This window comes from Paenibacillus sp. YPG26, from assembly GCF_023704175.1.
Taxonomy (GTDB): Bacteria; Bacillota; Bacilli; order Paenibacillales; family Paenibacillaceae; genus Fontibacillus.
This window is the reverse complement of sequence record NZ_CP084530.1, coordinates 1502017-1527527: the sequence shown is the minus strand read 5'-3', so window position 1 is coordinate 1527527 and position 25511 is coordinate 1502017. Positions and strand designations below refer to the sequence as shown.

Below are 25511 nucleotides of genomic sequence, written 5' to 3'. Positions count from 1 at the left end.
CCGCCTCCCTTTGCGCAACCTAGAGGTAAGAGCTTTTACATCCTGTGCACCTCAGAAAGGAGAACCCTTATGTCTCATCTAAGCAATGAACAGATTTCCACCCTTCAGCAAAGACTTCGGGAACAGCGCGAGGATATTTCGAGCCGCTTGGCTTACAACGAGCATTACGGCATGGCGGCAACAACACGTGAGAATATCAGTGAATTATCAACCAATGACAACCATCCCGGAGACCTGGGTACTGAAGTGTTCGAACGGGGCAAAGACCTAGCCCTTGCGGAGCACGATGAGCTTCATCTTGACCGGATTGATGACGCTCTGCAGCGCATGAACGAAGGCAGCTATGGGGTGTGCATCACCTGCGGTCAGCCCATCAGCTATGACCGGCTGGAAGCCATCCCTGAGACCACCTATTGCATAGAGCATACACCGCAAAGAGAAGTCTCCAGCAAGCGCCCGATTGAGGAGGAATTCCTGTATCCTCCATTTGGCCGGACCAGCATGGACGAGCATGACGACCAGAATGGCTTCGATGGTGAGGATGCCTGGCAGATCCTCGAAAGCTATGGAACGTCCAATTCACCAGCTATGGCAGAAGGCAATGAGATTGACAATTATAACGATATGGAAATTGAAGCCGATAATGAGCTCGATGGATTCGTTGAACCTTACGAGAGCTTTGTCGCAACTGATATCACGGGCACTGAGGTATTCTTTTACCGGAATGGTCAGTACCGCAAGCATATGAGCAGCACCAGACACCTGGAATCTGAAGAATCACTCGGGACTGGCTCTAACGAGTATTAAGCTCCAGCTGCCGCTGGACAATCCGCACAATATCGGCGATATAATCACCGACAATAGGTAAGTTCAATGCCCCAAGCGCTTGAAGGAAATATATAATTGTTGCTGCAAAAAAAGTAAAGCCAATAGCAATTCCGACACCACGTGAAGCTCCTGACAGCAAATTGAGCCAGATCAGCTTCCATGGCCTGACCATAAGCTGGGTATATTCCATAATTCGTGACTTCTCAAGCTCCTGAGACCAATGAAGGGTCAACTTGTATACCGCTCCCATCTTCTCTTCCAGCGTCCCATCCAGCAATTGTTCTTCATTTTTTTTCGTTGCATTCGCCGGCTTGCGGTGTATCATTTGACTTGTTCAGTCCTTCCGTAGGTGGCCTTCAGGCTTCTCTATGCAAAACATAAACGAGCCCGCCAGATTTCCTGCAGGAGGAAATTCTGGCTAAAGCTCGTTAGTTATTTTTGCTATATAGTATGGCCCCAATTCGGAGAACCATGCTGATTATTATCCGGCAATATGAACTTTGATCTGTCTATTCCCCAAATCGATCTGCTCAGCGCCTTCCTTATCTCCAAAGGACACTTCTGTGACAAGCACATTCTCACGGAGCACGTGGTCAAATGCGGTGATGGCAGCCTTTAACTCATCATCCACACCAAGAGTTAGGTGAACCCTCTTCTCAATCGGAAGATCCAGCTTCTTGCGTGTGTCTTGTACCGCACGGACGACCTCACGAACCAGCCCCTCCTGCTCAAGGGCAGGGGTGATCTCGGTATTCAAGGCCACAGTAATTCCATATCCGGAGGCAGAGGCAAATCCAGGCTTCGCCTGCTTCTCAACCAGCAGCTCCTCGGCTGTAATCTCAAGCTCCTCACCTTCAGGAGAGGTGATATGAAGAACACCGCTGTTAACAATCCGGCGGGTTTCATCAGAAGCGAGACCTTTGAGATAACCCTGCAGGAAGCCAATATTTTTACCATATTTCTTCCCAGCCACTTTAAGGTTCATCTTCAGCGTGAAATCAACAAATCCACTGTCGCTCTGCTCTACTTCAATGTGTTTGATATTAATCTCATCCTTGATGATATCATCATAATCTGCAACTGCAAAGCTGCGGTCAATGGAGATAATCAGCTCGGAGAGCGGCTGGCGTGTCTTAATTCCCGTCTCATTCCGAACGTTGCGGGCAAGCTCAACAATCTGGCGGGCAGTCTCCATATCCGCTTCCAGTTCCTTGTCAATCAGAGCCTCATCCGCTTTTGGATAGTCTGCAAAATGGACACTTTCCAGCTCTCCAGCCAGATTACTGTAGATATCCTCTGCCAGAAGCGGAGTGTACGGAGCGGTCAATTTGGCCAGCGTCACGAGAACGCTCGTCAGTGTCTGATAAGCAGACAGCTTATCTTCACTTAGTCCGCTGCCCCAGAAGCGGTCGCGGGAACGGCGGATATACCAGTTGCTCAGCTCGTCAACGAACTGTTCAATCGCTTTGGCCGGGTTAAGGAAGTCGTTCACCGATAGCCCTTTGTTCACAGTCAGAATCAGACTGTTCAGGCGGGACAGCACCCAGCGGTCCAGCTTGCTCTCCGATGGACGGTAAGCGTGCTCCTCTGGCTTGTATCCGTCAATGTTCGCGTATAAAGTCAGGAACGCATGGGTATTAACCAGCGTGTCAACAACCTTCGACTTGGCTTCAGACACGATTCCTTTGGAGAATCGCTTGCTGTTCCATGGCGCACTGTCGGACAGAAGAGCCCAGCGGAAAGCATCGGTGCCATATTCTTCAATAATGTCCCAAGGGTCGATCACGTTGCCTTTGGATTTGGACATCTTCTGCCCATTCTCATCCAGGATATGACCTGTAGCAATTACAGCTTTGTAAGGAGCTTTGCCTGTGAACAAGGTAGATACCGCAAGAAGACTGTAGAACCATCCACGCGTCTGGTCAATCCCTTCACAGATCATATCAGCCGGATACTGCTCGCTGAATTCCTGCTCATTTTCGAATGGATAATGCTGCTGGGCAAAAGGCATAGAGCCGCTGTCGAACCAGACGTCAATGACTTCTGAAGTACGGGTCATAACCCCCTCTTCATGGAATGGAGATTTGAGCTTGATCTCATCTACATAAGGCTTGTGCAGCTCAATATCCTCAGGCACATCCCCAATGGCATGCTCTCTCAGCTCGGCGATGCTTGCCGGAGCGAATTCCTTGCCAGTCTTGTCACAGACCCATACGTTAAGCGGGGTACCCCAGTAGCGGTTACGGCTGATATTCCAGTCCACCAGATCCTCCAGGAATTTACCAAAGCGCCCTTCACGAACGTGTCCCGGATACCAATCCACACTATTATTGTTCGCGATCAGTTGGTCCTTCACGGCCGTTGTCTTAATGAACCAGCTATCCATTGCATAGTAGAGCAGCGGTGATTTGCAGCGCCAGCAGAATGGGTAGCTGTGCTCATACTTCTCTTTGCTGTACAGCAGTCCGCGTTCAGACAGCAATTTGACGATATCAAGATCACAGTCCTTCACGAAGCGTCCGGCGAAGTCGGTTACCACATCGGCGTACTTACCTTGAAGGTTGACTACGCTGATGAACTCAATGTCATTCTCACGGCAGGTTCTATAGTCGTCCTCGCCATGAGCCGGAGCCATATGCACGATTCCTGTACCGCTGGAATCTGTTACGAAATCGGCACCCACTACTACTAGCCCCTTCTCAGGGTGGATGTAGTCAAACGGAGCTTTATAGCTCTTGCCGATCAGTTCTGCACCTGTAAGGGTAGAGAGAATCTCATACTCGCCTTTGAGCACATCACTTGCCAGGCTTTCAGCCACAATCAATACTTCGTCGCCCTGCTTCACACGCGCATAAGTGATTGACGGATTCACGGCGAGCGCCGTATTGGCAGGCAGCGTCCATGGCGTTGTTGTCCATGCGAGAATATATTCTCCGCTGTCAGTCAGCTTGAACTTGGCAGTAGCACTAAGATCTTTGACATCTTCGTAGCCTTGAGCCACCTCATGTGAACTAAGAGTAGTCTGGCAGCAAGGACAGTAAGGACTCACGCGGTGACCGCGATAGAGCAGCCCCTTCTTGTGAATGGTGGACAAAATGTTCCACACACTCTCAATATAGCTGTTCTTCAGCGTGATATAAGGATTATCGAGATCCGTCCAGTAACCGATTGCTTCCGTCAGCTCTCTCCACTGTTTCTCATATTCAAAAACACTGTCTTTACACTTCTTGATAAATTCCTCTACTCCGTAATTCTCGATTTCCTGCTTGCCGGAGATGCCAAGCTGCTTCTCCACACCGAGCTCTACCGGCAGACCATGAGTATCCCAGCCCGCTTTGCGGACAACACGGTACCCGTTCATAGTCTGGTAACGTCCGATAAAGTCCTTAATTACACGGCCGAGCACGTGTCCGATATGAGGCTTGCCATTCGCTGTCGGAGGTCCCTCGTAGAACACATAATTCGGTCTTCCTTCCCGATTCTCAATACTCCTGCGGAATGTATCCTCCGTGTTCCACTTGGCCAAAATCCGTTTCTCCCGCGCCCGGGCTTTTTCTTTCACATCCACCTTTTGCATCGCTTGCAGCCTTCCTTTCTCCAATGTGAAATCATATCTGTAAACAACAAAAAAAGCCCGTCCCCTAAGGGACGAGGCTTGTGCTCGCGTTACCACCCTTGTTCCAATCTTACCTTCTACACGGCAGAAGAAAGACTGACAACTTAGTCCCATACGCTTCATATGGGTCCGGTATAACGGCCGGCAGCCGGTGAAGCTTAACGTCTCCAGAGATATTATCTCTGCAGATTTAGGCTTAACTTCTCCGGGAGGATATTCCGTCTGACTCTTGAACGTTGGCTTTCAGCAGGATACCAACTCTCTGGAGATCAAGGGGTTCAGCGTACTGGTTCCCATCATCAAAAGAAGCTATGCGGTTAAAATCATATGTTTTTATTTATACCTGTTTTGGGTCACAATGTCAACCTGGAGAAGGCCTAGTATATCTCGCGCACTTCACGCTCGCCGCGCTTGGTATCCTCTTCAAGAGATTCCCAGCCATCTTGACTTAGAAGTTCCAGCTGTGCTTCAACCAGCACCCGGAAGCGGGCCCGGTATACGGAAGCCTGTTTCTTGAGTTCTTCAACTTCAAGGGCAACCTTACGGGATTTGCTCAAGGATTCGTTGATAATGCGATCCGCATTCTTCTCTGCTTCTTTTATGATAAGCTGAGCTTCCTTCTTCGCATTGTTCCTAACCTCGTCAGCCGCTTCCTGGGCAACGATGATCGTCTTGCTCAGCGATTCTTCAATCGTAGCAAAATGGTCAAGCTTCTCCTGCACCGTCAGCAGCTGGTTCTGAAGATCCTTGTTCTCCCGAATGACGCTCTCGTAATCCTTAATGATCTGATCGAGAAATTCATTCACTTCATCTTCGTCGTAGCCGCGAAGACGTCTGGAGAACTCCTTATTATGTATATCCAGCGGCGTTAATGGCATGCTGCGCACCTCCTAAAAATTTGAACAACAAGGCAGAAGATCAGGTTCTCGCTCTGTCCACTGTATTACAATTCGACAGATTGAGAAGATTTCCTGCTGTCTTCTACACAAATTTCCCGATTTTTACCCGGAATCTCCCTTTCTTCGTCACACCGTCCAACTCCAGGACCTTGAACCGTCCAAATCCCTGCAGGGAGACGACATCCCCTTCTCTGAGGTTCTTGGAAGGGTCTTCCTCTGTCCTCCAATTAATCCGGCAGCGGCCGGCTTTAATGGGAACCAAGACCTTGCTTCGGCTGAGCCGATACACATCGCTGACGATTCCATCCAATCTCAAGGAAGCCACGGTCAGCACCATGGCCTCCAGATTCTGACTTGATACGCGCAGATCACTCAGGTCCTTGATCTCGGTATACACATTAACCCTGTGAACCTGACGCAGGTTGGCACGAAGGTAGTCCGCTGTCTCTTCAGCAACTATCACATTACAGCCGTCCTCAAGAACATGAATGTCGCCAATCTTGTCCCGCTTAAGTCCCAAAGACAGCAAGGCCCCCATATAATCCCCGTGTTCCAAGCTGTCCAGCTTCTGATCAAGGGAAGATATATCGAGAACCTTAAGCCTCATTGGTTCGTAGGACAAATCCCTGTAGTCCGGAGCTATAAGGGCACGAACCCGTTCAGCCCCTTCATATCCGCCATCATACCTGACGCTTACCTCGGGATTTCTTCCAGCGAGTGATTCCAGGATGAAGCATTGACGAGGGTCCAGGAAATCGGTAAGCTTCACTTCATGATATTCCCCGGCTCCAACAATCCACTCCCATGCCCGGTCCACAAACATTCGTTCTTCGGGGCGGAAGTGTTCATATATGTCAACCTTCATTATCTGCTTCCTGTCAAATAGCCGATTACACTTACCAGTCCGACAACAGCAAGCCGAAGTACGAACAAAGCTACGATTGGAGAAATATCAATCATGCCCATAATCGGCGGTATGAACCGGCGGAACGGAGCAAGAAATGGCTCAACCAGCTTCCCGAGCAGGTCACCGATGAAGCTCTCTCTGACATTCGGTATCCATGACATCAGAATGTAGATGATAATCATGTACGTATAAATTTGATACAAGGCATAAATAATCGTCTCAATACTGCTCAACTTCCGGTCACCTCATTCTGTTATATTCTTGTTCGTCGGCTAGAATTTCAGTAATCGAGCCCTGAATCTCAACCGTATCCGGGGTGCACAGAAAGATGTTAGCGCCAACTTTGGAGATACTACCGCTGAGAGCATATACCGTACCACTCAGAAAATCGATAATACGAAGGGCCTGATCGTTACGGACGCGCTGCAGGTTAACAACCACCGCGCGGTGCGAACGCAGATGATCTGCAATCTCTTGCGCTTCATCATAGGAACGAGGCTCATTCAAGATCAGCTTGACATTCTTCTGGGAATGAATACTTACCACATTGCTTCCCCTTTGATTTCTACGTGCATCGAAGCTCGGAGTTTCAAGCTCAGGTTCATCTGTCTCTTGGAATTTCTCCCGTTCCACGACTTCCTCCTCCTCCTGAAGGCCAAAGAAATTCATAAATTTATTCATGACTCCCATTAATTCTCCTCCTCTTTCCCCACTAGTAGAGTGCCGAGGCGAAGCCATGTCGCCCCTTCTTCGACCGCCACCTCGAAATCATTCGACATTCCCATCGACAAATGCTTGAGCGGCTCGTCAGTTAACGACTTATCGTTCAGCTGGTCCCGAAGCTCTCTCAGCCCTCTAAATATAGGTCTTGTGTCTTCCGGGTCACCTTCAAATGGAGCCATGGTCATTAGCCCGATTACTTTCAGATGAGGGAGCTTGCGGATCTCCTCAAGAAAGCCTGGCACTTCATCCGGCTCAAGGCCCTGCTTGGATTCCTCTCCAGATATATTAACCTGGACAAAGACCTTAATAAACGTATCTGCCGCAGCGGCTTTCTTCTCCAGCTCTTTGGCGAGGGACAGACGATCCAGCGAATGGATATACTCGAACTTCCCGATAACTTCCTTCACCTTGTTGGTCTGCAAATGGCCAATGAAATGCCAAGTCCCTCTGCCACCAAGCTGCTCCCATTTGGGACCTGCCACCTGCAGACGGTTCTCGCCAAGGTGTACAAGTCCTTGGTCAAGAACCGCTTCTGTTGCTTCCACAGATACGTATTTCGTTACAGCGACTATGTTAATCTCTTCAGGCTGCCTTCCACTACGTTCACAGGCTTGTCTGATTCGTGTGTTCACCAGCTCAATCCGTTCCTTCAAGCTCAAGAAGGATCACCTCTCCTTCATGCCGATCCAGCTGGCCATGCGACCGGTTATTCCATTCTCCTTGCGATAGGAGAAGAATACATCGGTGCTGCAGCTTGTACACCACGTTGTACATTCGATATGGCTCGGCAAAATTCCTGCTTTAATCATAATGATTCGATTCAGTTCTTTCAAGTTCAGCATGCTTTTACCTGGGTTGGCTGATGCCGAAGCCACCTTCGCTGCCAGATCCTGCTGCTCAGATTCGGACACGATGCTTCTGACCCTGGACATCACATGCTCATCAACTTCATAACAGCACGGCCCAATGGAAGGGCCGATCGCTGTTCTAATCTGATCCGGTCTGCTCCCGTATTCCTCTTCCATCTTAACAATCATCTGTAAGGCAATCTGCTGAACGGTTCCCTTCCAGCCCGCATGAGCGAGACCAACCACATGGTGGACGGGGTCTAGGAAATACAGCGGCACACAGTCCGCATAAAATGACGTAAGCATTATGCCAGGCACATGGGTGATTAATCCATCCGTATCCTCAAAGCTGCTCGTTCTGTCAAGCCTTCCCCGTCCACGCTGTTCAGCATCAACCACGCCTATACGGGTACCATGCACCTGTTCTCCACAGGTCCATGCATCGAATGGGAATCCGGCCGACTCCGCCAACTTTGCCCTGTTGGCTATGACCGCTTCCGGATCATCCCCCACATGCAGAGCTAAATTCAGACTTTCATAAGGAGCGGTTCCCGTTCCGCCACCCCTTCCGGTAAAGCCTGCGCTAAGTCCAGGGAAAGCTTCCTCCCAGGAACGCAGATTCAGCCGCTCAGGCTCTCCGTGCTTTATATTTACCCTAACAAACGGTTCCATATCCCATATCCTCCTAATTACTCCTGAATACAGTGTACCATATGCCGCGGACTTTACTAACCCTGATTCGGATGAGTTTGCCCACTAACATTCACATCCCGGCGACTCTACAGGCTCCGGCGTCCCTCATGTCTGTCCCGTTCAATATAGATCGTGTTCTCATTCTCCTGGGTTCTGATCCGGCTCTCATCCAGCTTCACCAGCACGACATCCGAACCAATCTTAACAATATTCCGCCAGGGAATGACCATATCATTGCCGCCTCCGAACAGCCCCATGAACTTGCTGTAACCTGGAACCACAATAGCCTCAATCAGCCCCTGCCGCAGATCAAGCTCCAAATCACTGATTTGACCGAGTCTTTTCCCATCTACCACATTAATGACATCCTTTGTCTGGAAATCGGAAATTTTCACCAATGACCTCTCCCCCTGTGTGCACATCATTCATCCAGTTTCACGTCAGAGCTTCTTAAGCCCTTGTCTGTTAAATATATGAGTCACTTATCCAAAAAATAAGATCAAGCATAAAAAAAGACGGTCCCTTTCGGGCCGTCAGGATTTCACATGCTTTTGCATTTGTAAAATAGCGGATTTCTCCAGTCTGGATACCTGCGCCTGCGAGATACCGATCTCATCCGCAACCTCCATCTGGGTCTTGCCTTCAAAAAATCTCATGGAGAGAATCATCTTCTCCCTGCGGTTAAGCTTATGCATCGCTTCGCGCAGCGCGATCTCTTCAATCCAGGACACGTCCTTGTTCTTATCATCGCTGATCTGATCCATCACATAGATCGGGTCCCCGCCATCATGATAGATAGGCTCGAACAGGGATACAGGGTCCTGGATCGCATCCAGAGCGAACACCACGTCTTCTTTGGGGATGTTCAGAGCCTCTGAAATTTCCAGCACGGTCGGTTCGCGTGAATTCCGGTTCGTCAGACTGTCCCTCATCTGAAGCGCTTTATAAGCGATATCCCGCAGGGACCGGGAGACCCGAATCGGATTGTTGTCCCTTAAGTAGCGCCGGATCTCACCGATGATCATCGGAACAGCGTAGGTGGAGAACTTCACATTTTGCGATAGATCAAAATTATCAATAGCCTTCATTAGTCCGATGCAGCCGACCTGGAACAGATCGTCCACATACTCTCCCCGGTTATTGAACCGCTGGATTACGCTGAGCACGAGCCTCAGATTCCCATTGACTAACTTTTCTCTTGCTGCTCGCACGTGGTCTTGTTGTAGAGAGTGGAATAATTCACGCATTTCCGCATTCGTTAGAACAGGTAGCTTTGCAGTGTCGACACCGCAAATCTCGACTTTGTTTCGTGTCATCGTGTCTTACCTCCCAAGGATACAGATCAAGCCTGTAAGGCGTGTAAGGCCCTACCTAATCTGCGGTGAAACTAATGTTCATTATCTCCGAGGGAGGTCTTTTTATTCCTATATTTTGGGGTTACACCATTTTATTGAACTCTTTGCGCAGCCGTTTGATGATTCTTTTCTCCAGCCGGGAAATGTAAGATTGTGAGATTCCAAGCAGGTCTGCCACGTCCTTCTGTGTCTTCTCTTCCCCGTCGCTAAGCCCAAATCGGAGCTCCATAATCATTCGTTCCCGGTCACTCAGCTTATCGAGTGCCTTGTGAAGCAGCTTCCGGTCCACCTGCTCTTCAATATTGCGGTAGATGGTGTCATTCTCGGTGCCCAGCACATCAGACAGGAGCAATTCATTGCCATCCCAATCGATATTAAGCGGCTCATCAAAAGATACCTCGGACCGGATCTTGCTGTTCCGGCGCAGATACATGAGAATCTCATTCTCGATACAGCGTGAGGCATAGGTGGCAAGCTTTATCTTTTTCTCGGGATCAAAAGTATTCACGGCCTTAATCAAGCCAATTGCCCCGATTGACACCAGATCTTCGATGTTGATTCCGGTATTCTCAAATTTACGGGCAATATACACGACCAGGCGCAGATTGCGTTCAATCAGCATCGCCCTAATGGCTGCATCCCCGCTGGAGAGCTTCTGCAGCAGGAACTCCTCTTCTTCGCGTGTTAAAGGAGGCGGAAGCGCCTCACTCCCGCCGATATAATAAATCTCTTCACTTTTCATTCCCAGAAGGAACAGCAGCCTATAGTACTGCAGTTGAAGTGTTAATTTCCATTTTACAAGCATGGCTCAAACCTCCTATATCGCGTTAGCAGTTGCACTTGCCTGGTCGCTCCCGCCGGCATCCTCCGTTAACAGCGGATGAATAATGGCCTTATAGGCTCCTTCAGATGACAACCTTCCTCCATCCAGCCCGATGAGCACTCTGCTCGTTATGGTCCTTTTGTCTCCAGCCACAACAGTTACCTTATCCGGCTTGAGCGCAATCATAAATTGCGAGCCTTTGTTGATACCCCGGTACGGGACCAGCCTTAGCCGCTCTCTCCAAGGGAATCCTGCATCTTCACTGAGCTCCATAATGAGGTTGTCCGCTCCACCGCTGCTGAGCTTGCTGGCCCAGCCGTCCGGGAGAAAGTGCTCCCAGAGCGAGGCCTCCATGACCATGACCGGCATCCTCGTTAATGGATCTGTAAGCTGATTCCCTGTATCAATGAGACCCGTACAGCTAATTTCCACCTCTTCAATATGAACCGTCACTTCCCCAAGATAGGTATTCAAGCGAAGCTGCCTCTGCCGGGATGCCTGGACGGACTTGAACGCCAGCAGAACAAGTACGAAGACAATGAGAATGAACAGAGCCCCTATCTTCAGTTCAAAGCCGGCTCCTCCAGTCGTCGTATACCAGATTCCGCTCCATACCTCCCCAGAGCTTTGCAGGAGATAATGGATGCCCAGGATCCCCCCGGCGGCCACAAAGTTGACGATATAGAAGGCGCCCATATTCCGCAGATAGTTTTGCAGACTTCCGAATCCAAAGGCTACCCATAGCATGACTACCGAGAATAAAAACTTTGTAAGGAACGTATACAAAAAGGACAGCTGAGGCAGAAACATCATGAGCACATATAAAGCCCCAATGACTGCGGCGGCAGCGGCACGCCATTTATTCACCTTCAGCTTCCTCATCCAGGCAGTTAGCCAAATAAGAGCACCGTCAATGACCAGGTTCAACAGGAAAATAAGATCAATATACACAACCACGGCTACACCTGCCTGTTTCCACGGGAGCAGTTCTTCACTAGCTGGCATTCATGGAAATGCTGTAGACACTTAAGAGACTACCACTTCAAAATGTTATTTCCCCCGTTCAGTCTTATTGTCCATTCTCTTAAAGCAGATTGATGTTCTCAGTATAAGTAGATCAAACTATGAAGTCTGTCTAATATTGAGTGCGGAGATCAACTTTTTTTGTCGACCTTCCAGGGATTATCTGTGACACAATTCTGATCTTCTCCCTATACCTAGCAAGGATACGATCAAAAAAGCCCGCTCATCGCACAAGGCGACAAACGGGCTTCATGTATGGGGGAAATCTATCCAGGACTAATCGTTGTTACGGCGATTGCGCAGGAATGTTGGAATATCTAGCTGATCTCCACTTGGCTGGTTCCCAAATGGTCTCAGGTTATTCGAACGATTCTCCTGTGGCTCCGGATTACTTACCGAAGGCTTCCGCTGCGGCTGTACAGGAGCTGGCTTGTGTTCAAAGCCTGTAGCAATAACGGTGACTTTAATCTCTTCCTTCATATTCTCGTCAATAATCGCACCGAAGATCATATTCACTTCAGGATCGGATGCAGAAATGACAATTTCCGCCGCTTCATTGACTTCATAAAGAGACAGATTGGAGCCTCCGGTAATGTTCATGATAACGCCTCTAGCGCCTTCAATCGTCGTCTCCAGGAGCGGGCTCATAATAGCTTTGCGAGCTGCTTCAGCCGCACGATTCTCACCGGTTGCGAGGCCAATACCCATAAGCGCGGACCCGCGCTCAGTCATAATGGTCTTCACATCGGCAAAGTCAAGGTTGATTAGACCTGGAACCGCAATCAGATCTGAGATACCCTGAACCGCTTGACGAAGCACATTATCGGCTTCACGGAAAGCTTCCAGCATTGGAGTCTTCTTGTCCACCATCTCAAGCAGGCGGTCATTCGGAATCACGATCAGAGTGTCAACTTTCTCCTTGAGTCCTTCAATGCCAAGCTCGGCATGGGAGGAACGCTTGCGTCCTTCAAAGGTGAACGGGCGGGTAACTACGCCCACGGTCAATGCTCCACATTCTCTTGCAATCTCGGCAATTACAGGAGCGGCGCCTGTACCTGTGCCTCCACCCATCCCTGCAGTAACGAAGACCATATCCGCGCCTTTGAGCGTATTCGCAATCAAATCGCGGGATTCTTCAGCAGCCTTCTTACCTACTTCCGGATTGGCTCCTGCTCCAAGACCACGAGTCAGCTTGTCCCCGATCTGCAGTCTGTGTTCGGACTTAGCCAGATGCAGTGCCTGCGCGTCGGTGTTCACCGTAATGAACTCCACACCCTGCACTCCATTCTCGATCATACGGTTCACGGCATTGCTTCCGCCGCCGCCAACCCCGATGACCTTTATTTTAGCCATGCTCTCCATTTCAAAATCAAATTCCAACATACTCTTCCATCTCCCCCTCAGTGTGCGTGGATGGCCCGTCCATCGTGGTCTTAGTTATATAAACTCTTTGAAGATATTCTTAATGCTTCCCCAGATTCCCGCCTTAGGAGCTGTCTCCTGAGCAGCAGGGGCCGACTTTGGATTCTTGACTTGCTTCTTATTCCCGGTGCTGCGGATACGAATGTTACGAATCACATTATACAGGATTCCAACTCCGCTTGTGAAACCGGGGTCCCTGACTCCAATATAGTCCGGTACAGCAATCCGTACAGAAGCGGCCAGTTCATTCTGAGCCACCTGCAGCAGCCCAGGCATGGATACCGTTCCCCCCGTTAGTATATAACCCCCGGGAAGCTCTGTGTAACCGAGCCGTTTAACTTCCTGACGGATCAAGTGGAATATCTCCTGTACCCGCGGCTCCGAGATTGCAGCCAAATCCTCTTGGGTGAATTCCTTATCCACATTGCTCCCGATACGGGTTACTTTGAAAGTAACGTCATGAGCAGCATCTTCCATAAGCGCACATCCGTATTTCAGCTTGACCTTCTCAGCTTGATCAGTCAAGGTCCGAAGCCCATAGGCTATATCATTCGTGATAAATTCCCCGCCGATTGGAAGTGTGGATGTGGCGGAGATAGTCCCGTTCTCAAATACAGCAATCGTTGTAGACCCGGCTCCAATATCTACAAGCACGGAACCCATAGTCTTCTCATCCTTGGATAAGGCCAGCTGGCCTGCACCCAGCGACAGAAGAACAAGATCCGTGACCTTCAGACCCGCTTTCTCTACGCAGCGAAGAAGATTATGTATTGCCGTCTTTGCACCGGTAATAATGGTGGCTTCGACTTCAAGTCTTACCCCGATCATTCCGCGAGGATCCTGTATCCCTTCCAATCCGTCTACTACATACTGCTTGGCTACTACATCGATAATCTCCCGTTCAGGTGGAAGGGCAATCACTTCTGCGGCCTTCATGACGCGCTCAATATCCTCTTCCCCTATTTCACGGTCCTCGTTCGACACAGCCACTACGCCGTGACTGGATTGGAGTCCGATATGATTTCCCGAAATACCGACATACACTTCCGATATTTGAATACCCACCATGCGTTCAGCATGGTCGACCGCACTCTTGATAGACTGCACAGTCTGGTCAATATCTACAATCGCGCCTTTACGGATTCCTTCCGATTCGGCAGATCCAACCCCAATAATATTAAAGGTTCCATTCGAGATTTCCCCAATAATAGCACGAACTTTGGATGTACCGATGTCCAAACTAACAATGATGTCATTGTTGCTCAAGCCCCTGGCACCTCCTGTTATCTTGAAAATTGTTTAGTAGAGCTAAGCGTAACTCTCTACTTAATTCAACGCGGTTTAAACTTTCCCTCTTTTTTCTACAAATTTTTTAATTGCCAAGATTTAGTCAGAACCCTGTCCCAGCAGCATTTTGCCATAGAAACCTGACACACAGCTACTACAAAAATTATAAGAAAAAAGAGGGAGATTGCTAACAAGCTCATAAATTATATTTTATCATTGTTCGTCACTGATTAGTAGTCTCTTTTTGAGGCTCCTTATTGTCTTCTACAGGCCCGAAGGACGAATAGGAATCCGCCTCGAGCATAGTTAAGGTTCCCGGCTCCTGTGTATCGATAACTAAGTTCAGGTCCTCGATCTTCTCAGTCAGCAGGGAAATCGCTGTAATCACCTCAAAATGCGAGCTGGTGTACATCTTGATCCGATCCGGATAAGATGCCGTCGGCGACGGAATGATCTCTGAAATATCCGCGGTCAGATTGTCCGGGATTTGCCCCAGCACACTACAGAGCTTGATCAAATTCGGATCATTCTTCTTCCATTTCGTAAGCAGCGGCTTCCCGGCAGCAATACCGCCATTCTTGACTGGAACCTCAGTCCCGTTCGCCAGATAGGCTGCAAAGCTGCCGTCTTTGTTAAGAGAATAAGCCACGGCGCGGTACTCCTTGATTGTAATGCTGATAAGACCCGGGAACTGCTTGTCCACAGTTATCTTCTCAATAGACGGAATGCCGGCAAGACGCTCACGTATCGTGCTTTCACTCGTACCGAAGAAAGGCGACCCCACCTGGATTCCCATCTGCTTCAAGAGCTCCGCATCCGTTGAATATGCATTTCCGGTGAACCGGATTTCTGAGATCTTGCTAATTTGTGACCGGAAGAACAGCACACCCATCAAGACAATGAACAGAAGAATTAATATAGCGATGACTTTACGGCTTGTCTTCATTCTAGGCTTGTCCTTCTTAAGGACAGGTACATTTGCTTTTGGCATTTTCACTTCTCCATTAAGCCTGATAGCCCCTCCGGATGGAGGGGACAACCTTGGCATTAATCAGGCAAAATCAAGCTGTTTGAGCACTGGAGTCTGCCTATGCATGCGGGCTCCCAGCCGCTGAAACAAATTCTCTATGCGATCATATCCCCGGTCAATGTGATGAACCTGCTCAACAACAGTCTGGCCGTGAGCGGACAGTCCTGCAATAACCAGCGCTGCACCGGCTCTTAAATCCGTTGCTTCTACTGTTGCCCCATATAATCTCGGAACTCCGCGGATGTAAGCAGAGGTAGAATTCACCGAGATATCAGCACCCATACGCACAAGCTCATCCACATGCTTGAACCTGCCTTCGAACACGGTCTCTCTCATCATACTGATGCCATCCGCCAAGGATAGCAGCACCATAACCTGAGACTGGAGGTCGGTAGGAAAGGCAGGATAAGGAGAGGTCACAATGCTCTCTACCGCTTTAGGTCTCCCAAGACTACTAACATTGATTATATCATTGCATACCCCTATTTGAACACCAGCGCGCCTCAGGACATGAAGCAGCGAGATGAGATGGGCTGGATTGCAATGAGTCAATGTTACCGTGCCCCGGGTAGCTGCAGCCGCAATTAACGCAGTTCCAGCCACGATTCGGTCAGGAATTATCCCATACTCGCATGGAAATAACTGCTTCACCCCGCGAATCTTGATGGTGTCTGTTCCTGCCCCCATAATGCTCGCGCCCATCTCATTCAGGAAATTCTGCAGATCCTGAATCTCGGGCTCACGGGCCGCGTTGGTAATTATGGTGGTCCCTTCAGCCAGTACAGCAGCCATCATAATGTTCTCTGTTGCCCCTACACTTGGGAAATCCAAATGGATATCCGCACCCACCAGCTTCTTGGCACGGCACCAAATCTGCTCGTCGTTCTCCTCGATCTCGGCGCCAAGGGCCTTAAGCCCGTTCAAATGAAGATCGATCTTACGTTCCCCGATCGCACATCCGCCCGGCTGATACACGCACACCTCGCCAAACTTGGCCAGCAAAGGTCCCATTAGAAATATCGAAGACCTCATCAGCTTCATTAAATCTTCCGGCACTTGGCATGAATCCGCCCCGCTTGAATCAACAACCACGGTGTCCCCTCTGTGAATCGTACTGCAGCCTAGTCGGTTCAGAATGCGCAGCATGACATCAATATCAAGCAGACGCGGCACATTGCGCAGCTGAACCTTCCCTCCGGACAGCAGACTCGCTGCCAGAATTGGCAATGCGGCATTTTTCGCTCCATGGATACGAATGGTTCCTGATAGGGGTTGCCCGCCTTCAATCACCAATTTGTCCAATGTATCACCTCCGAGTTTACCGCTCACCCACGCAGAACACTTCCGGAACCAAATTCACTTCGAATTTAGAGGCAACAACGCTTTGAATATGGTTCATCAGGGTGAGTACGTCCTCTGCTGTCGCTTGCCCGGTATTAACAATGAAATTGGCATGCATCTCAGATACCTCGGCACCGCCTGACCGGTAACCCTTCAGACCAGCGGCTTCAATCAGCCTTGCGGCGTGATCTCCCGGCGGGTTGCGGAACACGCTCCCGGCGCACGGCTGCTGCAAAGGCTGAGTCTGTCTTCTCCGGTCTTTGTAGGCCGCCATAGTTGATGAAATCGCCGTACGATCACCTTCCATAAGCTCGAAGACGGCTTTAGCCACGATCCCACTCCGTTCGTGCAGGATTGAATGGCGATAAGCGAACCCCATCTGCTCCGCGTTGTAGCTAACCAATTCCCCTGTCTCCAGTACAATCTCAGCGGATTTGAATATGCGTGACACATCAGACCCGTGCGCGCCGGCGTTCATGTATACCGCTCCCCCAACCGTGCCGGGAATACCTGAAGCGAACTCCATACCTGTAAGTCCCTTCTTGCCCGCCATAATGCTTAGACTGACAAAGCTTGCGCCTCCGTCCGCTTCCACTTCTGTTCCCCGGAACTCTGAGCCTTCAAGCCCCTTACCGAGTCTGATCACCGCGCCGCGGATTCCAAGATCGGACACGAGCATGTTGGACCCCTTGCCAACAAGCATCCAAGGAACCTTCTCCTCATGCAGAATACGGATTAGATGCTGAAGCTGCTGTACTGTCTCCGGCACGATCACCGCATCAGCGGGACCTCCGATTTTCCATGTTGTATATTTGGCCATTGGCTCGTTGGTCAGAATACTGCCGACCTCTGCCCTGGATAATTTAGAAATCCACTGCTGCATCTTAATTTCCCTCCCTGGTTCGTTACCCACACAGCCAATTGATCGATCTAGCCTAGTTAGGATGAATAGCGGAGCATCCCACCGGCACCTTGGGTAGATTGTCACGCGATTATAGAGTATCTTATGTAAGCCCCCCATAGAGTGTGACACCCGCCCAGAGCCTGGTTTTATCTCCGCTGCTGGACTAGACGGTGCATCTCTTCTACCAGCAGGTGTGCAGAGTCGGGCTTGCCGAGTCTGCGGGAAGCTGTTGACATGGCAACCTGCCTGGACACATCCTCCATAATCCGCTTGATCGATGAGAATAGGGCCGGTCCTGTCAAGCTCGGCTCAAGAATTACTTCAGCCGCTCCGGCCTGCTCCAGTGTTCTGGCATTCTTCTCCTGATGATTGTTAGTCACATTAGGAGAAGGAATCAGAATGGACGGGATGCCCAGCGAGGTGATCTCTGCCAGGAAGGAAGCTCCCGCACGATTAACGATCAACGACGTGCAAGCCAGCACCTCGGGCATATTATGCACATAAGGAAGCACCTGAAGGCTCCGGGGCAGCTGACCCGTCTTAGCCTTGATCGCTTCCAGGGTTGGCTCATAATAATTCTCACCAGTCACATAGACAAAGCGGACATGCTCTAGTTCATTCAGCATGGGTGCCATCTCAATCATGGCATCATTAATAGCCTTCGCCCCCCTGCTGCCGCCAACCACGAGTACGATCGGGGTTCCGGGTATAAGCCCTAAAGCGGAGTACCCCTTGGTTTTATCCGCCTCATAGACTGTAGTCGCCCGAGGATTTCCTGTATAGAGGATATTCCTGGCACCTGGAAAAGCATTCTCCATCCCTTCAAAGCTCAGTGCCACAGTATCCACATATTTGCTCAAGAAGCGATTCGTAAGACCGGGTATCGCATTCTGCTCATGAATAATACTGGGAATCCCAAGCTTTGAGGCGGCGTAGACGACAGGGCCGCACACATATCCTCCAGTTCCGATAACTACATCGGGCTTAAATCTCTTAAGCAATTTCTTGGAAGTGCGGACGCCCCGCAGAAACCGGATAACCGTCTTGATATTCTCCGGTGACAGTTTTCTACGGAATCCGGTAATATTAATAGCCTCAAAGGGTATACCTACCTTGGGAACCAGGGAGCTCTCCAGCCCCTTTTGTCCACCTATATATAGAAACTCCGATTCCGGATATTCAGAAGCACATTGCTTCGCGACGGCGAGAGCTGGATAAATATGTCCTCCAGTTCCCCCTCCGCTTAATACAACTCGCATGATGTTCACCTCGAATGACGGGATAAGTTAAGCAAAATTCCTAGCGCCGTCAGCATCAGCGTAAGCGAGGATCCCCCGTAGCTGATGAGCGGCAGCGTAATGCCGGTAACCGGCATGAGACCGATAACAACACCAATATTAATCACAACTTGAACCGCGACCATACCAATAATCCCCACAGCGAGCAGACTGCCGAAGGTGTCGGGAACCGTCATCGCGACCCGCATACCTCTCCATACCAGAATTGTAAAAAGAAGCAGCACGAGCAGACCCCCAATGAACCCGAGCTCCTCTGCCAATATCGAAAATATGAAATCCGTCTGCGGCTCAGGCACATAACTGTACTTCTGACGACTCATCCCCAGACCCAGCCCGGCTAGTCCGCCGGGGCCGATCGCATACAAAGACTGAATAATCTGATAGCCAGCCCCCAGCGGGTCCGACCATGGGTCAAGAAAGGCTGTAATCCGCTTCAAACGATAGGGCGCGGCCAGAATCAGACCTACAAAACCGGCAATCCCCACCAGGGCAAGCGAGAACAAATGCTTGAGTCTCGCGCCTGCAGCGAACACAATCAGCAGTGAGGCTCCCAGCATTACCGTCCCCGTCCCCAGATCAGGCTGCAGCATAATTAGCCCAAATGCAAGTCCAATCATGCCAAGTGGCGGAAGCAGCCCCTTCGTGAACCTGGTAATATCCATGGTCTCCCGGCTCAGCCAGTCGGACAGGAACAGGATCATCCCGAGCTTCATGAACTCGGAAGGCTGAATCCCGAACGAGCTGATGCCCAGCCAGCTTCTGGCTCCGCCGCGGACAACACCAATGCCCGGTATAAGTACAATAATTAGAAGAATAAAACAAAAAATTAGAATAGTTCTCGAATATTTACGCAAATTACGATAATCGAGGTTCATGGTAAAGAACATCGCGATCAATCCAAGTACTGCGAAAAGCAGCTGTCTTTTCACAAAATAAAATGAATCACCATAATCGTGAAAAGCAAGCACCGAGCCCGCGCTGTATACCATGACCATGCCGATCGCCAGCAGTGCCAGAATGCAGATTAACAACCAAATATCAGGCGCATGGCGCGTCTTAATCATAGCGGAAGCCACCTCTAACTATAATAGTAGTAGGGGCTTATCCACCCCTCTACTAAAGGTTATGCACGGCCTCTTTAAAAATGCGTCCACGCTCTTCATAGGAAGCAAACATGTCCCAGCTAGCACAAGCCGGGGATAATAGAACGATGTCCCCCGCCTGAGCAAGACCTGCGGCTTCTTGAATCGCGGTGCCAAGTACGGAGGCAGCGTCTTCCTTAGTATCGACGAGCACGATCTGCGTTAATCCGGCAAGCCCGGCTACCCGGCCAATTTTCTCCCTGGTCTCCCCGAGCGCAACAACTGCCTTGACCTTGTCTTTAAAGGAAGGAAGCAGTTCCATATAGTCGGAGCCGCGGTCAAGTCCACCAGCAATCAATATAATTGGCGCATCCAGCGCGCTCAAGGCCATAATAGTAGCTTTGGAATTCGTCGCCTTGGAATTGTTGTAATAAGTCACACCGTTCTTCTTATCTACATACTCCAAGCGGTGTTCAACTCCGCGGAATGTCTTCAGCGGCTCGGCGAGCAGGTCCGGGCTTGCCCCGGCAGCAATGGAGATAGCGATGGCTGCGAGTGCATTCTCCACATTGAAGCGACCCGGCAGACCAATCTCATCCACCTGTATAATGTCATGTGTATTCCCTTCTGTATCGCGGTAGATTACAGTTCTTGACACATGGTCCTGAACATCCGCCGCATACGGCGGATCCAGATAGACACCCTCTACCAGGGTCTCTGTAACCGAGAAGGGCAGCAGCCTAGATTTGACGTAAGGAACCAACTCCCGGCAGACCGGATCATCAAAATTGAGCACAGCTGTGTCGCTCTCAAGCTGATTGGCGAACAGCTTCGCCTTGGAACTCACGTAATCTTCCATATCGCCGTGATAGTCCAGATGGGTCTCTGCCACATTCAGGAGGCAGCCTACAGCCGGACGGAAGTCCTGCGTTCCCTTCAACTGGAAGCTGCTGAGCTCTACGACCATCCAATCTTCAGGCCGGGCATTGGCTGCTGCCTCACACAGCGGAGTACCGATATTACCGGCAACAATCGGATGCAGACCAGCTGCCTCCAGCAGCTTGCCTACCCATGTAGTGGTCGTAGTTTTACCATTGGAGCCCGTTATACCAATAATAGGCGCCTGGCAGATATGATAGGCCACCTCAACTTCGGTAACGACCTCAATCCCTAGCTCCAGTGCTGTCTGTACAGGGGCCGCCGTATACGGGATGCCCGGATTCTTAATCAGCAGAGAGACACCCGGATGGATAAGTCCTTCCGGGTGGCTCCCGCATAGAACAGAAATTCCCAAAGCCTCCAGTTCGGATGCCTCGGGACACAGTTCTCTATCCTTTTTATCATTAACTATCACATTGGCGCCTGCTTCGTGCATGAGTTTGGCTGCTTGAACTCCACTTTTGGCAAGGCCCAGGACAACAACTTCCAGGCCTTTATACATTTCCGGATGATTCATTATCATTACAACCCCTTGTTGAGATAAAGTCCAATACCTGCGAGCACAAGTCCAACTGTCCAGAACGTAATCACAACCCGCCACTCGGACCAGCCAGACAATTCAAAGTGGTGGTGAATCGGACTCATTTTGAATATGCGCTTGCCACGGGTCTTGAATGAAGCTACCTGAAGCACTACGGACAGAATCTCAATGACGAATATTCCACCGATAATCAGGAACAACAATTCGCTCTTGGTGACGATGGCAATGGCCGCGATAGCCCCGCCAATACCTAGCGATCCCGAGTCTCCCATGAACACCCTGGCCGGATGCGCATTGAACACGAGGAAGCCAAGCACTGCGCCAATCATGGCTCCAGCACATACCGCAGCGGGCAGTGAGGTCGCCTGCATGGCAACCACGGCGTAAGCACCAAGTACGATGGCACTGACACCAGACAGCAGTCCATCCAGACCGTCTGTAAAGTTAACAGCATTCGTAATGGCCAGCATCATAAAGACGATAAATGGATAATAGAAAATTCCGCCCCAGTCAAAAGAATAATCCGTGCCGGGAATTCCAATCGCGGTGCTGTGACCGTTCGAGATCAGCAGGATGCATACAATGGCCGCGAACAGCAGCTGTCCAAGCATCTTCTGCCTGGCAGTAAGTCCTAACGAGCGCTTAAACACAATTTTGATATAGTCATCCAGGAACCCTACCAGACCAAATCCCAGCGTAGCTACCAGCATGACGTAGAATTCTGTATTAATGACAGAAAATTTCACAAAAGCCAATGTGAAAGCGATCATGATAATAATGCCGCCCATCGTTGGCGTACCTGCTTTTTTCAAATGGGACTGAGGCCCCTCGGTTCTGATTTGCTGTCCGAATTTGAGTCTGCGCAGCAGGGGAATACATAAGGGAGCCGCAATGACGGCGAGGATGAAGGAAACGCCTATGGTGAGAAGTACAAGTGAGAAATCCACGGATCTCCCTCCTTTCGCTATCATTAATTAGGGTTGAAGCTTATCTATCTGGATGGCCCGGGCCACTTCTTCCAGTCTCATTCCCCGCGAAGCTTTGATAAGCACCGCGTCCTTGGGGGTCAACTCTTGTAAAAGGGCACGAATGAGCTCATTCTTGTCAATATATGCATGGATATGCGTATCGGGAAGATGGCTTGCAGCTCCCTGTGCGATCTTGGACCCTAATGGTCCAAAAGTATACAGAAGGTCCACTTTATCCTCCGTTATGAACTGCCCGATCTCTACGTGGTATCGTTCCTCGTTCTCTCCGAGCTCGAGCATGTCACCAAGCACAGCTATTTTTCTCCGGTAGCCCTTCATCTTCTCCAGAACTCCGATCGCCGCTTTCACCGAAGTGGGGCTCGCGTTATATGCATCGTTCAGGATTGTGACTCCGCTAATTCCCTCGAGCAGCTCAATACGCATGCTTGTGAGCTCTAAGTGCTCAAGTCCCTTGATGATACGATCCTCAGTCACTCCATAATGCCTGGCAACCGTAATTGCGCCTAGCGCATTAATTACATTATGCTCGCCCAGCAGCGGAAGCCGGTAGGCTGTCTCCGAACGGCCTGAATAAGAGGTAAACACAGTTCCTCCACTTTGAAACATGATGCCGGTCGGATAATCATCATTACTGTCATTCATTCCAAAAGTTGCAATCTTCAGATTCTCCGGCTTGTGGGTCTCAGGCTCCTTCAGCACCATAGGAATCAAAGGCTCATCCCCATTGTAGACAAACAGGCCGCCCGGCTTCAGTCCAGCAAGAATTTCCACCTTGGCCCGGGCAATTTCCTCCCTTGAACCCAGCTGAAGCAGGTGGGATTCTCCGATATTCGTAATCAATACCGTCTCCGGCTCTGCTAGCTTTGAAAGCAATTCAATTTCATAACGGCCGCTCATGCCCATTTCCAAAATTATGACTTCGCTATCCTCCGGCATCGATAGAATGGTAAGCGGAAGCCCGATATGATTGTTAAAATTCCCGTTGGTCTTGTGAACCTTAAAGGTTGTCGACAGCAGCGAGGCAACGATATCCTTCGTTGTTGTCTTCCCGTTGCTGCCCGTGATCCCGATCACGCGTACCGCTGTCTCTGCAAGATAAGCTTTAGAGAGCTGCTGCAGAGCTTCCAGAGTATTCTCTACGAGAATAACAGGGCCTTCCGGGGGAGTGCCGTGATCCCTCTGCCAGAGAACGCCCGCAGCACCTTGGCTGATAGCCTCGGCAGCAAAGGAATGTCCATCAAACTGCTCCCCCACCAAAGGGATGAAGAGACAGCCTGGAGTTATTTTGCGGGAATCTGTTATCACGCCTGCCGCGTTGATCTCCGCATGCTTGGCATTCACAAGATTCCCACCACACATTTGTGCTATTTGAGCTAGATTTCTATTTATCACTTTCGAGGACCCCTTATGGCTTCTTTAGCAACAATCCGATCATCAAAGTCAAGTACCTGGGACCCAATAAGCTGATAGGTCTCATGGCCTTTCCCCGCAATCAATACTACATCTTTAGAGCTTGCCATTTCAATAGCCTTTTCAATAGCTTCCTTACGGTCCACAACGAGTTCATAACGATCCTTCGTCACGCCGTGCCCCGTCAGACCTTGCTCAATATCGGAGAGAATCGCTTCGGGATTCTCGGTTCTCGGATTGTCTGAGGTGACAAAGATATATTCCGAATATTTGGCGGCAATCTGTCCCATAATCGGCCGCTTCGTCTTATCGCGGTCACCACCGCAGCCGAACACACATATCACACGGCCTTCCGCGAATTCCTTCACGGTCCGCAGCACATTCTCCAGTCCGTCAGGCGTATGGGCATAGTCCACAATAACTGCAAAATCCTGCCCTTCATCCACAGCCTCAACCCGGCCTTCTACCCCTGGCAAAGACTCCAGACTTGCTTTGATCTTCTCCAGCGGAATATCTTCCAGCAGGGCGGCGCTGATTGCCGCCAGAGCATTGTATACATTGAATTTGCCGACCATGCGAAGACGGATATCCGCGCTCCCCCGGAAAGTATCCACATGGAACGACGTTCCCCGGGCCGTGATTGAAATGTTCGAAGCCCGCACATCCGCTTCCTTCTCGACACCATATGTAATGACTTCCACAGCAGTCTGAGCAGCGTAATAGGCGGATGCCTCATCGTCTACGTTCAGAACCGCATAACTGCGTTCCTGCGGGTCCTGGTAGTATTGATTGCCCAGACGCGAGAAGAATAGCCCTTTGGCCGCCCGGTATTCTTCCATGGTCTTGTGGTAGTCCAGATGATCCTGGGTCAAATTCGTGAAGATAGCCGTGCGGAACCGTGTTCCCTTGACGCGGCCTTGCTCCAGAGCATGTGAGGACACCTCCATGACACAATAATCACAATCCGCCTCAGCCATATCATTCAAATAGCTCTGCAGGTCAAGCGATTCGGGTGTCGTCCCTGACATCGGGAAGCTCCTTCCGTCATATCTGCGCTGGATCGTACCGATTAATCCCGGCTTACTGCCCTGATCCTTAAGAATCTGCTCAATCAGATACGTGGTTGTTGTCTTCCCGTTCGTGCCCGTAACCCCGATTACGCGAAGACGCGAACTTGGCTCTTCATAAAAGGCGTTACCCAGCACCGCCATCGCAAGACGGCTGTCCTTCACCAGGAGCTGCGGGAGCTCCACTTCATCAAGCAAACGCTGAACTACCAATGCGGCTGCTCCATTGTCTGCAGCTTGACGGGCATAATCATGCCCGTCTACGGTATGTCCTGGCAGACAAATGAACAAGTCGCCGGAGGTCACTTTGCGCGAGTCGATCTGAACGCCTGTAACTGTGACCCCACCATCCCCATGGATGCTGGAAGCTGTTAAATAGGCAGCTAGTTGTGTAAGTAACATTAAGTTATACCTCCATCTATATCACGAATTCATTCAAGTATGAAATGAACTCAAGCTGACGATACATCTCTTAAGTTCAGTCCA

24 protein-coding genes are annotated in these 25511 nt (G+C 50.2%); 1 reads left to right on the top strand and 23 read right to left on the bottom strand.

Annotation, left to right across the window (positions count from 1 at the left end; all coding sequences use genetic code 11):
- The first annotated feature begins 69 nt into the window (after window positions 1–69).
- Window positions 70–807 (top strand): TraR/DksA C4-type zinc finger protein, encoded by a 738-nt coding sequence (locus tag LDO05_RS07025; protein WP_251378144.1) that lies wholly within the window; start codon window positions 70–72, stop codon window positions 805–807.
- Here the strand turns inward: LDO05_RS07025 and LDO05_RS07020 are convergent.
- The 23 genes from LDO05_RS07020 to LDO05_RS06910 form a co-directional block, all read right to left on the bottom strand.
- Window positions 794–1153, bottom strand: coding sequence for a DUF5665 domain-containing protein (locus LDO05_RS07020; RefSeq protein WP_251378143.1), 360 nt, complete (start codon window positions 1151–1153; stop codon window positions 794–796). The genes LDO05_RS07025 and LDO05_RS07020 overlap by 14 nt on opposite strands.
- A gap of 156 nt (window positions 1154–1309) precedes the next feature.
- Entirely contained in the window at window positions 1310–4390 is a 3081-nt protein-coding gene (gene ileS, locus LDO05_RS07015) for an isoleucine--tRNA ligase (protein WP_481857052.1), read from the bottom strand.
- A 431-nt stretch (window positions 4391–4821) separates the two neighbouring features.
- Window positions 4822–5322, bottom strand: a complete 501-nt coding sequence (locus tag LDO05_RS07010; protein WP_251378142.1) for a DivIVA domain-containing protein — start codon at window positions 5320–5322, stop codon at window positions 4822–4824.
- Window positions 5323–5425: 103 nt separating this feature from the next.
- A complete protein-coding gene (locus tag LDO05_RS07005; RefSeq protein ID WP_251378141.1) occupies window positions 5426–6208 on the bottom strand; it encodes a YlmH family RNA-binding protein in 783 nt (260 codons plus the stop codon).
- Complete coding sequence (locus LDO05_RS07000) at window positions 6208–6483, bottom strand: YggT family protein (protein WP_481857025.1); 276 nt, start codon at window positions 6481–6483, stop codon at window positions 6208–6210. Before LDO05_RS07000 ends, LDO05_RS07005 begins: the two co-directional genes overlap by 1 nt.
- Window positions 6484–6490: 7 nt before the next feature.
- Window positions 6491–6940, bottom strand: a complete 450-nt coding sequence (locus LDO05_RS06995; protein WP_251378140.1) for a cell division protein SepF — start codon at window positions 6938–6940, stop codon at window positions 6491–6493.
- Complete coding sequence (locus LDO05_RS06990) at window positions 6940–7632, bottom strand: YggS family pyridoxal phosphate-dependent enzyme (RefSeq protein ID WP_251378139.1); 693 nt, start codon at window positions 7630–7632, stop codon at window positions 6940–6942. The genes LDO05_RS06995 and LDO05_RS06990 overlap by 1 nt, the downstream gene beginning before the upstream one ends.
- A gap of 6 nt (window positions 7633–7638) precedes the next feature.
- Window positions 7639–8493: a peptidoglycan editing factor PgeF gene (pgeF, locus tag LDO05_RS06985; RefSeq protein ID WP_251378138.1), complete on the bottom strand. Its 855-nt coding sequence runs from the start codon at window positions 8491–8493 to the stop codon at window positions 7639–7641.
- Window positions 8494–8600: 107 nt separating this feature from the next.
- The gene (locus LDO05_RS06980; RefSeq protein ID WP_481857051.1) at window positions 8601–8936 is read right to left on the bottom strand and encodes a YlmC/YmxH family sporulation protein; all 336 of its coding nucleotides are present in this window, start codon (window positions 8934–8936) and stop codon (window positions 8601–8603) included.
- 111 nt (window positions 8937–9047) lie between these two features.
- The gene (sigG, locus tag LDO05_RS06975; protein WP_068616382.1) at window positions 9048–9830 is read right to left on the bottom strand and encodes an RNA polymerase sporulation sigma factor SigG; all 783 of its coding nucleotides are present in this window, start codon (window positions 9828–9830) and stop codon (window positions 9048–9050) included.
- Window positions 9831–9951: 121 nt separating this feature from the next.
- Complete coding sequence (gene sigE, locus LDO05_RS06970) at window positions 9952–10674, bottom strand: RNA polymerase sporulation sigma factor SigE (protein ID WP_251378136.1); 723 nt, start codon at window positions 10672–10674, stop codon at window positions 9952–9954.
- Window positions 10675–10686: 12 nt separating this feature from the next.
- Entirely contained in the window at window positions 10687–11697 is a 1011-nt protein-coding gene (gene spoIIGA, locus LDO05_RS06965; protein WP_251378135.1) for a sigma-E processing peptidase SpoIIGA, read from the bottom strand.
- Window positions 11698–11991: 294 nt separating this feature from the next.
- Window positions 11992–13098 carry a cell division protein FtsZ gene (gene ftsZ / locus LDO05_RS06960; protein ID WP_251378134.1) on the bottom strand — a complete coding sequence of 369 codons (1107 nt, stop codon included), beginning with the start codon at window positions 13096–13098 and terminating at the stop codon, window positions 11992–11994.
- A 54-nt stretch (window positions 13099–13152) separates the two neighbouring features.
- Window positions 13153–14403, bottom strand: coding sequence for a cell division protein FtsA (ftsA, locus tag LDO05_RS06955; RefSeq protein ID WP_251378133.1), 1251 nt, complete (start codon window positions 14401–14403; stop codon window positions 13153–13155).
- Between the two features lie 244 nt (window positions 14404–14647).
- Entirely contained in the window at window positions 14648–15415 is a 768-nt protein-coding gene (locus LDO05_RS06950; RefSeq protein ID WP_251378132.1) for a cell division protein FtsQ/DivIB, read from the bottom strand.
- A 60-nt stretch (window positions 15416–15475) separates the two neighbouring features.
- Window positions 15476–16756 (bottom strand): UDP-N-acetylglucosamine 1-carboxyvinyltransferase, encoded by a 1281-nt coding sequence (murA, locus tag LDO05_RS06945; RefSeq protein ID WP_251378131.1) that lies wholly within the window; start codon window positions 16754–16756, stop codon window positions 15476–15478.
- Window positions 16757–16772: 16 nt separating this feature from the next.
- On the bottom strand, window positions 16773–17678 hold the full coding sequence (murB, locus tag LDO05_RS06940; RefSeq protein WP_251378130.1) for a UDP-N-acetylmuramate dehydrogenase: 906 nt from the start codon (window positions 17676–17678) through the stop codon (window positions 16773–16775).
- Window positions 17679–17845: 167 nt separating this feature from the next.
- A complete protein-coding gene (gene murG, locus LDO05_RS06935; protein WP_251378641.1) occupies window positions 17846–18958 on the bottom strand; it encodes an undecaprenyldiphospho-muramoylpentapeptide beta-N-acetylglucosaminyltransferase in 1113 nt (370 codons plus the stop codon).
- Between the two features lie 5 nt (window positions 18959–18963).
- Entirely contained in the window at window positions 18964–20061 is a 1098-nt protein-coding gene (gene spoVE, locus LDO05_RS06930; RefSeq protein WP_251378129.1) for a stage V sporulation protein E, read from the bottom strand.
- 52 nt (window positions 20062–20113) lie between these two features.
- Complete coding sequence (murD, locus tag LDO05_RS06925; protein ID WP_251378128.1) at window positions 20114–21535, bottom strand: UDP-N-acetylmuramoyl-L-alanine--D-glutamate ligase; 1422 nt, start codon at window positions 21533–21535, stop codon at window positions 20114–20116.
- Window positions 21536–21540: 5 nt separating this feature from the next.
- Window positions 21541–22506, bottom strand: a complete 966-nt coding sequence (mraY, locus tag LDO05_RS06920) for a phospho-N-acetylmuramoyl-pentapeptide-transferase (protein WP_251378127.1) — start codon at window positions 22504–22506, stop codon at window positions 21541–21543.
- 27 nt (window positions 22507–22533) lie between these two features.
- A complete protein-coding gene (locus LDO05_RS06915) occupies window positions 22534–23907 on the bottom strand; it encodes a UDP-N-acetylmuramoyl-tripeptide--D-alanyl-D-alanine ligase (protein WP_276575567.1) in 1374 nt (457 codons plus the stop codon).
- 29 nt (window positions 23908–23936) lie between these two features.
- Entirely contained in the window at window positions 23937–25427 is a 1491-nt protein-coding gene (locus LDO05_RS06910; protein WP_251378125.1) for a UDP-N-acetylmuramoyl-L-alanyl-D-glutamate--2,6-diaminopimelate ligase, read from the bottom strand.
- Window positions 25428–25511 lie beyond the last annotated feature (84 nt).